9 protein-coding genes are annotated in these 13,168 nt (G+C 62.8%); 5 read left to right on the top strand and 4 right to left on the bottom strand.

Translation table 11 applies throughout. The annotated features are described in order from the left end of the window. Positions 1-52: 52 nt before the first annotated feature. Complete coding sequence (locus tag H7A77_RS03100; RefSeq protein WP_182073807.1) at positions 53-1,693, top strand: thiamine pyrophosphate-binding protein; 1,641 nt, start codon at positions 53-55, stop codon at positions 1,691-1,693. Positions 1,694-1,734: 41 nt separating this feature from the next. Here H7A77_RS03100 and H7A77_RS03095 read toward each other — a convergent pair whose 3' ends face one another. Beyond that, the gene (locus H7A77_RS03095) at positions 1,735-2,487 is read right to left on the bottom strand and encodes a M48 family metallopeptidase (protein ID WP_004937650.1); all 753 of its coding nucleotides are present in this window, start codon (positions 2,485-2,487) and stop codon (positions 1,735-1,737) included. 238 nt (positions 2,488-2,725) lie between these two features. On the opposite strand from H7A77_RS03095, the gene tkt reads away from it, so the two are divergent. After that, positions 2,726-4,720 (top strand): transketolase, encoded by a 1,995-nt coding sequence (gene tkt / locus H7A77_RS03090; protein WP_108681712.1) that lies wholly within the window; start codon positions 2,726-2,728, stop codon positions 4,718-4,720. 69 nt (positions 4,721-4,789) lie between these two features. Here tkt and brnQ read toward each other — a convergent pair whose 3' ends face one another. Continuing rightward, complete coding sequence (gene brnQ / locus H7A77_RS03085; RefSeq protein WP_182073806.1) at positions 4,790-6,112, bottom strand: branched-chain amino acid transport system II carrier protein; 1,323 nt, start codon at positions 6,110-6,112, stop codon at positions 4,790-4,792. A gap of 569 nt (positions 6,113-6,681) precedes the next feature. On the opposite strand from brnQ, the gene H7A77_RS03080 reads away from it, so the two are divergent. The 3 genes from H7A77_RS03080 (at position 6,682) to H7A77_RS03070 (ending at position 10,681) form a co-directional block, all read left to right on the top strand. Continuing rightward, a complete protein-coding gene (locus tag H7A77_RS03080; protein WP_147838243.1) occupies positions 6,682-7,770 on the top strand; it encodes an ABC transporter substrate-binding protein in 1,089 nt (362 codons plus the stop codon). Positions 7,771-7,848: 78 nt separating this feature from the next. Next, positions 7,849-9,618, top strand: coding sequence for an iron ABC transporter permease (locus H7A77_RS03075; RefSeq protein WP_033644727.1), 1,770 nt, complete (start codon positions 7,849-7,851; stop codon positions 9,616-9,618). Continuing rightward, entirely contained in the window at positions 9,611-10,681 is a 1,071-nt protein-coding gene (locus H7A77_RS03070; RefSeq protein WP_033652192.1) for an ABC transporter ATP-binding protein, read from the top strand. The genes H7A77_RS03075 and H7A77_RS03070 overlap by 8 nt, the downstream gene beginning before the upstream one ends. Positions 10,682-10,711: 30 nt before the next feature. On the opposite strand, the gene H7A77_RS03065 is transcribed toward H7A77_RS03070, so the two are convergent. Further along, positions 10,712-11,677: a PDR/VanB family oxidoreductase gene (locus H7A77_RS03065; protein WP_042785339.1), complete on the bottom strand. Its 966-nt coding sequence runs from the start codon at positions 11,675-11,677 to the stop codon at positions 10,712-10,714. A gap of 41 nt (positions 11,678-11,718) precedes the next feature. Next, positions 11,719-13,167, bottom strand: coding sequence for an NAD-dependent succinate-semialdehyde dehydrogenase (locus H7A77_RS03060; RefSeq protein ID WP_182073805.1), 1,449 nt, complete (start codon positions 13,165-13,167; stop codon positions 11,719-11,721). Position 13,168: the final 1 nt, after the last annotated feature.

The following is a 13,168-nucleotide window of genomic DNA, read 5'->3' as shown; positions in this document are numbered from 1 at the left end:
GCCGACACCTCTACGCATAACCCTAATAACGACTACCCTAAGAAGGCAGATGATGAGCGATAAAATCACGGTTGGCGAGGCGATAGCCCGGACTCTGGAACAGTACGCGGTGTCGGCGATGTACGGCATCATTTCGATTCATAATCTGCCGATCGCCGATGCGGTGGGGCAGCGCGATAAAATTCGCTTCGTGCCGGCGCGCGGCGAAGCGGGCGCGGTCACCATGGCCGATGCGCATGGGCGCTTCTCCGGCCTGGGCGTGGCGTTGACCAGCACCGGCGCCGGCGCGGGCAACGCGGTGGGGGCGATGATTGAAGCGCTTAACGCCAACACGCCGCTGTTGCATATCACCGGCCAGGTAGAAAAAGCCTATCTGGACGCCGACGCCGGGTTTATTCATGAAACCCGCGATCAGCTCGGTTTTCTGCGCGCCTGCTCCAAGCGCGCCTACCGGGTCAATTCGCCGGAACAGGCGGTGGCGGTGATCCAGCGAGCGATCCTGGATGCGCAAACCGTGCCCTGCGGCCCGGTGGCGGTCGAGATCCCGATCGATATCCAAAGCAGCCTGGTTTCCCGCTCGGTGCTGACCGAAGCGTTGGCGCCGGCGCCGCTGCCGAAGGCGGACGATGCGGCGGTGGAGCGGCTGCATCAGCGGCTGAAACAGGCCAAGCGCCCGTTGCTGTGGCTGGGCGGCGGCGCGTTGGCCTGCGGCGATGCGGTGCGCAAGCTGGCGGACGCCGGCGTGGCGGTGATCTCCAGCACCCACGGGCGCGGCATTCTGCCGGACAGCCATCCGCGCAGCCTGCGGGCGTTCCACAACTCGCCGAGCATCGAGGCTATCCTGACGCAGTGCGACTTGACGCTGGTGGCCGGTTCACGGCTGCGCAGTAATGAGACCCGCACCTGGACGCTGCCGCTGCCGCGCCCGCTGGTGCAAATTGACATCGATCCGGCGGCGGCCAACCGCAACTACCTGGCCGATGAGCAGATCAATGGTGACTGTGCAGCGCTGCTGGCCGCGCTGGCGGCGCGGCTGAGCCCCGGCGAGAAGGTCAACGCAGAGTGGGATGCCGAGATCGCGGGGGCGGTGCAGCAGGCGGAGAGCGCGTTGCGTCAGCAGTCCGGTGAATACGCCAAACTCAACGACGCCATCGACGACGCGCTGCCGCAGGACGGATTGCTGGTGCGCGATATCACCGTTTCCGGCAGCGTCTGGGGCAGCCGTTTGTTCCGCGCGATCTCGCCGCTGTGCAACATTCACTCGCTGGCCGGTGCTATCGGTATGGGGCTGCCGATGGCGATCGGCACCGCGATCGCCAACCCGCAGCGCAAGGTGGTGGGGCTGGTGGGCGATGGCGGTTTGGCGCTGGGCCTGGGGGAACTGGCGACCATGGCGCAGGAACAGGTGAACATCACCCTGCTGATCATGAACGACGGCGGCTATGGCGTGATGCGCGGCATTCAGGACAAGTATTTCGCCGGGCGCCAGTATTACAACGAGCTGCATACGCCGGCCTTTACTCAAATAGCCGAAGCGATGGGGCTGAAAGCCTGGAAGGTCGAGGCGGCGGCGCAGTTCAACGGCGTGCTGGCCGAAGCGATCAACTACCCGGGGCCGTCGGTGGTCGAGGTGGACATGAAGCAGGTCGGGCCGCTGACCTTCGCCGGGCCGCCGCAGAAAACCCTGTATTGAGACGATAAAAAACGCCCGGCGGTTGCCGGGCGTTCTCGTTGTTACTTCTCTGCCGCGATGCGATCGCGAATGTGCTGCGCGCGCGCTTGGGAAGACGGGTGATCGTCGAACATGCTGCTCTGACGGCCGGCTTCCATTTGGGCCAGTTTTTCGAAGCTGGTGGCCAGGCCGTTCGGATCGATGCCGCGCTTTTTCAGCAGATCGAACGAGTAATCATCCGCTTCGCTTTCCTGCTTCTGCGAGAACTGGGCGCTGACCAGCTTCTCGCCGATGTCCGCCAGCTGCGACTGCGACAGCGAGCCGATAACGCCGCCGGCGGAGGACGCCGCGGTGCGCAGCGCCACGGTGCCGTAAGCCACCTGCATCGCTTTACGGGTGTGGCCCAGCGCCACGTGGCCCATTTCGTGGCCCAGCACGCCTTCCACTTCGTTGTCGTTCATGATGTCCATCAGGCCGCTGTAAACGCGGATACAGCCGTTGGCCATCGCCCAGGCGTTGACGTCTTTGGTCACGTAGACCTTGTAGTTGGCCGGGGTGCCGTTGATGTTGTCGCCCAGCGCCGCAGCGATTTTGTTGAGACGCTTGGCATAGGTGCTGTCGGCCGGCGCGATTTGTGCCTTGCTGTCCATCTCGGCGCAGGATTTATCACTCAGGGCCTTAACGTCGTTGTTGCTCAGGGTCGCCGCCTGGAACGCCTGCGCGCCGGACTGCATCAGGGTTTCGGTATTCAGGTTTTGACAGCCGGTTGCCAAGGTGGCAATGCCCAACGCAATCAAAGAGGTACGGATCTTCATAACGCCATCTTCCTGTGAAGGTAACAAGGTAAAAGAGTCATTTTGCTTTGAGGCTATCTTGCCGCAAGAGCCTAGTGTACGCCAGACGGGGCGAGAATAGTGTTATTCCGAAAAAGCGTCCAATCGTGCTAATAAGTGGTGAACTCGCTCTCATTTGGCATTAGGGATTGCCGTTGTGATGTGGAGTCTGAGAAAATAGGGAACTTGACTGCTTTTTTTATCCGACCTGGAGTAAAACATGTCCTCTCGTAAAGAGCTTGCCAACGCCATCCGCGCACTCAGCATGGACGCCGTACAAAAAGCAAATTCCGGCCACCCGGGGGCCCCTATGGGCATGGCGGACATCGCCGAAGTCCTGTGGCGCGACTACCTCAACCACAACCCGACTAACCCGCACTGGGCTGACCGCGACCGTTTCGTGCTCTCCAACGGCCACGGCTCCATGTTGATTTACAGCCTCCTGCACCTCACCGGCTACGACCTGCCGATGCGCGAGCTGGAAAACTTCCGTCAGCTCCATTCAAAAACCCCGGGCCACCCGGAGTACGGTTACACCCCGGGCGTTGAGACCACCACCGGCCCGCTGGGCCAGGGTATCGCCAACGCCGTCGGCTTCGCCATTGCCGAACGCACCCTGGCGGCGCAGTTCAACCGCCCTGGTCACGACATCGTCGACCACCACACCTACGCCTTCATGGGCGACGGCTGCATGATGGAAGGCATTTCGCACGAAGTCTGCTCCCTGGCCGGCACCCTCAAGCTCGGCAAGCTGACCGCCTTCTACGATGACAACGGCATCTCCATCGACGGCCACGTCGACGGCTGGTTCACCGACGACACCGCCCTGCGTTTCGAAGCCTACGGCTGGCACGTGGTGCGCAACGTCGACGGCCACAACCCGGACGCCATCAAGGCCGCGATTGAAGAAGCCCGCAAGGTGACCGACAAGCCGTCGCTGCTGATGTGCAAGACCGTTATCGGCTTCGGTTCGCCGAACAAGGCCGGCACCCATGACGTGCACGGCGCCGCGCTGGGCGCCGCCGAAGTGGCCGCCACCCGCGAAGCGCTGGGCTGGAAATACGCCGCCTTTGAAATCCCGCAGGACATCTACGCCCAGTGGGACGCCAGGGAAGCCGGTCAGGCCAAAGAAGCGGCCTGGAACGACAAGTTCGCCGCCTACGCCAGGGCCTTCCCGGAACTGGCCGCCGAGTTCAAGCGCCGCATGAACGGCGAGCTGCCGGCGGACTGGAAAGCCGACGCCAAAGCGTTCGTGGAAAAACTGCAGGCCAACCCGGCCAACATCGCCAGCCGCAAGGCGTCGCAGAACGCGCTGGAGGCGTTCGGTAAGGTGCTGCCGGAGTTCCTGGGCGGCTCCGCCGACCTGGCGCCGAGCAACCTGACCATGTGGTCCGGTTCGAAAGCGCTGAACGTTGACCCGGCGGGCAACTACATTCATTACGGCGTGCGCGAGTTCGGCATGACCGCCATCACCAACGGCATCGCGCTGCACGGCGGGTTCTTGCCGTACTCGGCGACCTTCCTGATGTTCGTGGAATACGCCCGCAACGCGGTGCGCATGGCGGCGCTGATGAAGCTGCGCAACGTGTTCGTCTACACCCACGACTCCATCGGTCTGGGCGAAGACGGCCCGACCCACCAGCCGGTGGAGCAGCTGGCGAGCCTGCGTGTGACCCCGAACATGAGCACCTGGCGTCCGTGTGACCAGGTGGAATCGGCGGTGGCGTGGCAGTACGGCATCGAGCGCAACGACGGCCCGACCACGCTGGTGTTCTCGCGCCAGAACCTGACCCAGCAGCCGCGCACCGCAGAGCAGCTGGCGAACGTGTACCGCGGCGGCTACGTGCTGAAAGACTGCGCGGGCACGCCGGACGTTATCCTGATTGCCACCGGCTCCGAAGTGGGCATCACGGTGGAGGCGGCGGACAAACTGACCGCGGCGGGCCGCAAGGTGCGCGTGGTGTCGATGCCGTCGACTGACGCGTTCGACAAGCAGGATGCGGCGTACCGCGAGTCGGTGCTGCCGGCGGCGGTAACGGCGCGCGTGGCGGTGGAAGCGGGTATCGCGGACTACTGGTACAAGTACGTGGGCCTGAACGGCGCTATCGTGGGCATGACCACCTTCGGTGAGTCGGCGCCGGCGGAGCAGCTGTTCGCCGAGTTCGGCTTCACCGTGGACAACGTGGTGGCCAAGGCGCAGGCGCTGCTGAAGTAAGCCGCCGGGCGCAAGCCGATAAAAAAGCCGGTCATCATGACCGGCTTTTTTTATGGGAGGAAATCGCGATTACGACGCGACCTTGACGCTTTCGGCGCTGCGCAACCGGTCGTAAGCCGCCGCCAGCAACAGCACCAACAGCGTAGGCTGCAGCCAGACCAGACCCTGCTCGGCCAGCGGCAGCTTATCGAACCAGGCGGGCAGCAGGCCGCTGAAGCTTGAAGCCTTCAGGCCATCGGCCAGGCCGAACACCAGGCTGGTAGCGATCACCGGCGCGAAGACGCGTCTGGCGCTGCGCCAGCGGTTCTGGCTGAAGCTGAGCAACACCAGCGCGATGCAAGGCGGGTAGATCGCCGTCAGTACAGGCAGTGAGACGCGGATCAGATTGGCCAGCCCCATGTTGGAAACCAGCATGGCGAAGAGGGCGAGGATGACCACCAGCGCGCGATAAGAAAGCGGCAGGTAGCGAGAGAAGAAGTCCGCGCAGGCGCAGGTCATGCCGACCGCCGTCACCAGGCAAGCGATGAACATCAGCACCGCCATAAAGACGCTGCCCAGATCGCCGAAGGTGTGCTGCACATAGGCGTGCAGGATCGCTGCGCCATCCTGAGCACCGCTGCCGACCAGGCTGCCGCTGCCGGCGCCCAGCTTGAACATGCAGATATAGACCAGCGTCAGGCCGACGCCGGCGATCAGGCTGGCCCACAGGGTGTAGCGCAGCAGCAGGCCGCTGTCGCTGACGCCGCGTGAGCGGGCTGCGGTGACGATAATCGAGCCGAACATCAGCGCCGACAGCGTGTCCATGGTTTGATAACCCTGCACGAAGCCGGTGGAAAACGCCGCTGCCTGATAGCTGCCGACGGCGGAGACCGGCGCACCGGCGGGCCACACCAGGGCGGCGATGCCGAGCGCGGCCAGCGCCAGAATTTTCAGCGGCGCCAGAATATGGCCGACGTTATCGAGCAAGCGGCCGGGATACAGCGACACAACCATCGCCAGGGTAAAGAACAGCAGGCTGTAGATGAACTGCGGCAGGGCGCCGTCGCCGGTGAAGGGCGCGATGCCGAGGGCGAAAGAAACATTGGCGGTTCGCGGGGTGGCGAACAGCGGACCCAGCGCCAGATAGCAGACGGTCGCCAACAGCAGGCCGGCGGTGCGGCCGATGGGGCCGGTCAGCAGGCTGATGCTGCCGCCGACGCGCGCCAGCGCGATCACGGCGATCACCGGCAGAGCGACGGCGGTCACCATAAACCCGAGGGCGGCCGGCCACAGATGTTCACCGGACTGCAGCCCCACCAGCGGGGGGAAAATGATGTTGCCGGCGCCGACAAACAGGGCGAAGGTCATAAAGCCCAGGGCGATAATGTCTTTCGGGGATAAACTCTTGGTCATAACGGTATGGCACTGCCTGTATTCATGAAATAAACGGCCTGGCTGCGAAATGAAGCGCTGCAGAAGGAGGCGCGTGGGGCTGCGTACGCCCGCAAAAATTTTCGTCCGGCAGGATATAATAATTCGGCGACAAAAACCTGATTAATACAGCGCTGTTTATCCTGGCGTGAACCGGCCACACAGAGGGATCATGGCGGCCGGCCCGGCAGCGCGTTAGCGCGCCACCCTGTCTATCGACAGCGGAATTTCGATGTGCGGCTTGAAAGAGACGTGCCGTCTTCGACCGGTTTACGGGGGAAAAAGATCGGCATATCGCGGGTTGAATGCCGGCTTTGTTCTGACGTTGCCGGGGCGCCATCGTACAGCGAATTCGCCTGCTGCGGCGCTCACGCCTGGCAGAATAGTCTGCGACACGGATGACCGCAAAGCCCGCGCCGCCGGGCGTGGGTATTGACTGAAAAACGTCCAACCTCACAAAACCGAAAGATAACAAGCAACGTCGTTGCCTCGTTGTAATTATTAACTGTATGTTAATTTTTGGTTTATTAAATGTGATCTGGGGATGGATGATGATGAAAAAAATCAGCGCTACCGTGGCTGCAATCACCTTACTGGGCTCCGTTTCCGCCTATGCGGTCTTCCCGGCGGGCTACCCCGCCGACTATCAGAAACTGGTCGACGGCGCGAAGAAAGAAGGCAAGGTGGTGATTTACTCGACCACCGACACCAAGGCGGCGGCGCCGCTGATCCAGGGATTTGAGGCGTTGTATCCGGGCATCAAGGTCGAATACAACGACATGAACAGCACCGAACTGTATAACCGCTTCATCAGCGAGCAGGCGGCCGGCGGCACCAGCGGCGACCTGGTGTGGAGTTCGTCGATGGACACCATTTTGAAACTGGCGGGCGATTACGCGCAGGAGTATGCCTCTCCGGAGCGGGCTCAGCTGCCAAAATGGGCGGTATGGCAAGATAAAGTGTATGGCACCACCTATGAGCCGGTGGTGTTCATCTATAACAAACGCTTGATCCCGCAGGGCGATGTGCCGGATTCGCACGCGGCGTTGGCCAAGCTGATCGCCAGCCAGACGGACAAATTCAAGAAGAAAGTCACCACTTACGACATCGAAAAATCCGGCGTTGGCTTCATGCTGTCGGTGCAGGACTTCAAGGCCGATCCCAACTACTTCAAAACGCTGGCCGACGTGGCCAAGGGCGGGCTGGCGGTGCAATCCTCAACCGGCACCATGATGGAACGCGTTTCCTCCGGTGAAAACCTGATCGGCTTCAACATCCTCGGTTCGTACGCCGAGGCCCGCGCCAAGAGCGATCCGTCGCTCGGCATCGTCTATCCGAAAGACTATACCCTGGTGCTGTCGCGCGTGAGCTTCATCAGCAAAGAAGCCGGTCACCCTAACGCCGCCAAGCTGTGGTTCGACTACGTGCTGTCGGAGAAAGGACAAAATATTCTCGCCAATCAGGCTGATATCCCTTCGATCCGCAACGATGTCGAAGGCAAGAACGACATCGACGGCATGACCAAGCTGCTGGGCAACGCGCTCAAACCGATCCCGGTCGACGACAGCCTGCTGGAGTATCTGCAGCCGGCCAAGCGTCTCGACTACATCAAACAATGGCGCGCCGCCGCGGCGAAATAACAGGGACTGCATTCGGACGCGCGCCTGACGTACAGGCGCGCGCCCTTTGGTCGTCGTTTACAACCATAGGGAGCATTTATGCAAGCATGGCGCAGAAAGTGGCAGAGCCTGCCGCGCGGCCTGGTGGTGTTGATAACCGCGCTGGTTATCTATGTCCCCCTGTCGTTTATCATCATTCAAAGCTTCCTCTCGGCTCCGTTTTTCTCTCCCTCCAAGGTCTTCAGTCTGGAGGCCTTCGAGTTCATCTTTACCGATCCGGATTTCTACAAGGCGCTGAGAAGCGGCTTTATTCTGGCATTCGGCCTGGTGATCATCGCTATCCCGCTCGGCGGCATTTTGGCCTTCCTGATGGTGCGCACCGATCTGCCGGGGCGGCGGATCATCGAACCGCTGATTTTGGTGCCGATCTTCGTGTCGCCGATGGTACTGGGCTTCGGTTACGTGGTGGCGGCGGGGCCGGTGGGCTTCTTCTCGCTGTGGGCGGAGGCGCTGCTGGGCTTCGTGCCGTGGAACATCTATTCGATGGCCAGCATCGTGGTTATCGCCGGGTTGACGCACGTGCCCCACGCCTACCTGTACATCTCCTCGGCGCTGCGCAGCGTGGGCTCCGACGTTGAAGAAGCGGCGCGCACCGCCGGCGCTACGCCGCTGCAGGTGATGACCGCCGTCAGCCTGCCGATGGTGCGGCCGTCTATCTTGTACGCCGGGGTGCTGCTGTTTTTCCTCGGGCTGGAGGTGTTCGGCCTGATGCTGGTGCTGGGCGATCCGGAAGGCAACCTGGTGCTGGCGACCTACCTGTATCAGTTGACCAACAAGCTGGGCACGCCGTCTTACCACCTGATGGCGGCGGTAGCGGTGGTGCTGATCTGCATCACCATTCCGTTGGTGATGCTGCAGCGCAGGCTGATGCGTACCGCCAACCGTTTCGTCACCGTCAAGGGCAAAGCCTCGCAGGCGCGCGCGTTGCCGCTGGGCAAATGGCGCTGGGTGGCCGGCGCGGTGGTGATGTTCTGGCTGACCGTGACCATCGGCGTGCCGCTGATCGGCGTGGTGCTGCGCGCCTTTATCTCCAACTGGGGCGTGGGCGTTTCCGTCTGGGACGAACTGTCGATCAACACCTTCCGCACCATCTGGGCGCAGCCCAACCTGCTGCGCGCCATCGTCAACTCGATGGCGATCGGGGTGATCGGCGGGGCGCTGGCGGTCGCGTGCTATCTGTTTATCGGCATCGCGATGCACCGCAAGCCGGACGGCGCCACGCGCTTCCTCGACTACAGCGTGCTGGTGCCGCGCGCGGTGCCGGGGCTGTTGGCCGGTTTGGCGTTTCTGTGGGTGTTCCTGTTCCTGCCGATGTGGCTGGATAAGTCGCTCAAGGAAGGCTGGCTGTCCGTGCTGCCGATGGCCGAATGGCTGCGCGAGAACGTGATCGTCTGGCTGCGTTCGCTGCGCAGCACCATCTTCAGCGTCTGGCTGGCCTACACCGTGGTGTGGATGGCCTATGGCCTGCGGCTGATCTCTTCCACGCTGCTGCAGGTGGGGCCGGAACTGGAGGAAGCCGCGCGCAGCGCCGGCGCCAGCCGCGGCCAGATCACCCGACACGTTACCATTCCGCTGTCGCGCTACGGCCTGATCGGCTCCTGGCTGCTGATGTTCCTGATCTTTGAACGCGAATATTCCACCGGGGTTTATCTGCTGTCTCCGGGCACGGAAACCATCGGCTCGATGCTGGTTTCCCTGTGGGCCGCGGGCGCCATCGATATCGTCGCCGCGCTGTCGTTCATCAATATCCTGCTGGTGGTGCTGGGGCTGGGGATCGCCTTGCGCTTTGGAGTGAAATTACATGATTGAACTTTCGGTAGAGAACCTGCATTTGACCTATGGCGACAACCCGGTGCTGAAAGGGGTGTCGATGGATCTGAAACGGGGCGAAGTGGTCTCGCTGCTGGGCCCGTCGGGCAGCGGCAAAACCACGCTGCTGCGGGCGGTGGCCGGGCTGGAGAAGCCGAGCCAGGGGCGAATCGTCATCGGCGACAGCGCGGTTTACAACGGCAGCGCGCGCAGCGAAATTCCCGCCGAAGAGCGCAACCTGGGGCTGGTGTTTCAGTCCTACGCCCTGTGGCCGCACAAAACGGTGTTTGAGAACGTCGCTTATCCGCTGAAGCTGCGTAAGACCGCCTCGGCGGAAATCGCACAACGGGTACAGGCGGTGCTGGATCAGCTCGGGCTGGGGCATTTGGCCAAGCGCCATCCGCACCAGCTCTCCGGCGGCCAGCAGCAGCGCGTGGCGATCGGCCGTGCGCTGGTCTACAACCCGCCAGTGATCCTGCTGGATGAGCCGCTGTCCAACCTCGACGCCAAGCTGCGCGAAGAAGCGCGGGTATTTCTGCGCGAGCTGATCATCAAGCTCGGTCTGTCGGCGCTGATGGTGACCCACGATCAGAACGAGGCGATGGCCATTTCCGATCGCATCCTGCTGCTCAATAACGGCAAAATCGAACAGCAGGGCACGCCGCAGGAGATGTACGGTTCGCCCGCCACGCTGTTCACCGCCGAATTCATGGGCAGCAACAACCGGTTGCCGGGCAAGATCGTGGCGCTGGAAGACGGCCGGGCGCGCATCGAAGGTAAGGATTGGGCGCTGTGGGGCAAAGCGGGCGAAGGCGTGCAGGTCGGACAGGAGGGCACGGCGGTGATCCGCGTGGAGCGCGTGCGGTTGGGTGAAGATCCACAGGGTAATCAGCTTGAGCTGCCGTTGCTGACCAGCATGTATCTCGGCGATCGCTGGGAATACCTGTTCCGCACCGTGGCCGAAGATTTCGTGGTACGCGCCTATGGCCACGAGGCGCGCGATCGGGCGCTGTGCCGGCTCTCCCTGCCGGCCGAGCATCTGTGGATATTCCCGAAAGCTTAACCAGGACGCCCGCCGTTGCGGGCGCTCCTTTTACAAATCCAGCACCAGCCGGCTGCCTTTGGCGCGCGAGCAGCAGATCAACAGGGTCTGCTGCGCCGCGCGTTCTTCCTCGCTGAGATATTGATCGCGGTGATCGGCTTCCCCTTCGACGATGCGGGTTTCGCAGGTGCCGCAAATGCCTTCGCGGCACAGGCACTCGACCCTGGCCGCCTTGCTGTTTTCCAGCGCCTGCAGGATGGTCATGTCTTGCGCCACTTCAAGCTCAATACCCGATCGAGCCAGCACCAGCGTAAAGGCGCCGCCCGCCGTGTCTTCGGCGGCAAAGGCTTCGCTGTGCAAGCGACCGGCATCGATACCCCGTTCGGCGGCGATCCGGTAGACCGCTTCGTTCAGCGCCGCCGGGCCGCAGACGTAGATATGGGCGCCGGGTTCCACATCGGCCAGCGTGCGCGCCAGATCCAACCGGCCGCCAAGGCTGGAAACATGGCAACTGACGTTGTCTGCGAACGGCGCTTGCATCAGTTGCTGCTGGAAGGCGTTGTGCTCTTCACTGTGGAAGCAGTAGTGCAGATGGTAGCGTTGGCCGCTGCGTTGCAGCTCATGCAGATGAGCCATAAACGGCGTGATGCCTATGCCGCCGGCGATCAGCACGTGATGTTGCGCTTCCGGCGCCAGCGCGAACAGGTTATTCGGGGTGCTGATGGTCAGCGTATCGCCGACCGCCAGCCGGTCATGCATGAAGTCGGAACCGCCTTTGGAAGGAGACTCGCGCCGAACGGCGATCTGGTAATGCTCGAGTTCGAACGGTGAGCTGAGCAGCGAATAGGCGTTGCTGTAGCGCTGCTCGCCGTCCTGCATTTGCACGATGATGTGGCTGCCGCCGCTGAAGGCGGGCAGCGGCCGGCCTTGCGGATCCGCCAGGGTAAAGCGCTTGACCCGTGCGGTGACGGTTTCGATGTCGACGACGCGGACATCAAGCATCTGATAGCTGGTCATTCATTGGCTCCAAAGCGCGGGCGTCCCCGCGCATGAAAAAGTTATACCGCCTGGCACAGGTATTTGAGCTCCAGATAGTCTTCGATGCCGTATTCGGAGCCTTCACGCCCCAGCCCCGACTGTTTCACCCCGCCGAACGGCGCCACCTCGTTGGAGATAAGCCCGGTATTGATGCCGACCATGCCGTACTCCAGCCGTTCCGAAACGCGCCAGATGCGCGCCGCATCGCGGGTGTAGAAGTAAGCGGCCAAGCCGTAAATGGTGTCGTTGGCCTGGCGGATCGCCTCGGCTTCGTCATCAAACACCACCAGCGGCGCGACCGGGCCGAAGATCTCTTCTTCCAGCAGCAGCGAGCCGGGCTGCACGTCGCCCAGCACCGTCGGGGTGAAGAAATTGCCGCCCAGCGCGTGCGGCGTGGCGCCGGTCAGCACCTGAGCGCCTTTGCTCAGCGCGTCATCGAGCAGCTCCAACACCTTATCGCGCGCCTTGCGATTGATCAGAGGGCCAATCTGTACGCCGGCTTCGAAGCCGTTGCCGACCTGCAGCGCTGCCACGCGGGCGACAAACTTCTCGACGAACTGCGGGTAAACGCCGCGCTGCACGTAGAACCGGTTGACGCAGACGCAGGTCTGCCCGGCGTTGCGATACTTGGCGATCAGCGCGCCTTCCACCGCGGCATCGATGTCCGCATCGTCAAATACGATGAACGGCGCGTTGCCGCCCAGCTCCAGCGCCACTTTCTTGATGGTGTCCGCGCTCTGGCGCATCAGCAGCCTGCCCACCGGCGTGGAGCCGGTAAAGCTGAGTTTGCGCACCTGCGGGTGGCGGGTCAGCTCGGCGCCGATCGCCTGCGAATTGCCGGTCACCACGTTGAATACCCCGGCGGGAATGCCGGCGCGTTCGGCCAGCTCGGCCATCGCCAGTGCCGAATAAGGGGTTTCGTTGGCGGGTTTGACCACCAGCGTACAGCCGGCCGCCAGCGCCGGCGCAGCCTTGCGGGTGATCATCGCCGCCGGGAAGTTCCAGGGCGTGATCGCCGCGCACACGCCGATGCCCTGTTTCAGCACCATCAAGCGTTTATCGCTGCTCGGCGAAGGAATGATGTCGCCGTTGGCGCGCTTGGCCTGTTCGGCGAACCATTCGATAAAGGAGGCGGCGTAGCGGATCTCGCCCAGCGATTCAGCCAGCGGTTTGCCTTGCTCCAGCGTCATCAGGTTGGCCAGATCCTGCTGGTGTTCCAGCATCAGTTCAAACCAGCGCCGCAGCAGCTGCGCGCGCTGTTGCGCCGGCAGCGCGCGCCAGCCTTCCAGCGCCTGCTGGGCGGCGTCAATCGCCCGTTGGGTTTCGGCTCTCGCCATGTTGGGCACGCTGCCGATGAGTTGGCCGGTGGCGGGATCGCTCACCGGCAGGGTTTCCTGGTTGTCGGCATCGTGCCATTGCCCGTTGATATATGCCTGTTGGCGGAATAGCGCCCGATCGGAAATTTTCACA

This window comes from Serratia sp. ME47 (genome assembly GCF_903970925.1).
GTDB classification, from domain to species: domain Bacteria; phylum Pseudomonadota; class Gammaproteobacteria; order Enterobacterales; family Enterobacteriaceae; genus Serratia; species Serratia ureilytica.
This window is presented reverse-complemented; position numbering and strand designations above follow the sequence as displayed.